The following is a 264-nucleotide window of genomic DNA, read 5'->3' on the forward strand; positions in this document are numbered from 1 at the left end:
GTATTGCATTGAAATAATTCTTCTACCAGCGTTTGCATTTCTTTTTGTGATAAAGTTTGTCCGGCTTTAATAGCATGTTGCCTGCTCATGCAACGTACCAGTTTTTCCCGCTTCGAAAATTTTAAATCGCTGCTAAAATGTTTAAACTGCTCGATCAGTAATTCAATAGAATGTTTTTCGTTGCCCGGTTCAACATCTGCCGGTGTTCCCTGGATGACGAAACTATTGCTGCCAAAAGGTTCTACGCTATAACCAATATCAGCC

1 protein-coding gene is annotated in these 264 nt (G+C 39.8%); it reads right to left on the reverse strand.

Annotation, left to right across the window (positions count from 1 at the left end; all coding sequences use genetic code 11):
* Window positions 1-264 (reverse strand): hypothetical protein (locus C1X29_RS28710; RefSeq protein WP_218275729.1); only part of this gene is annotated, 264 nt, incomplete at both ends.

The organism is Pseudomonas sp. GW456-12-10-14-LB2 (assembly GCF_002884345.1).
GTDB lineage: Bacteria > Pseudomonadota > Gammaproteobacteria > Pseudomonadales > Pseudomonadaceae > Aquipseudomonas > Aquipseudomonas paraglycinae.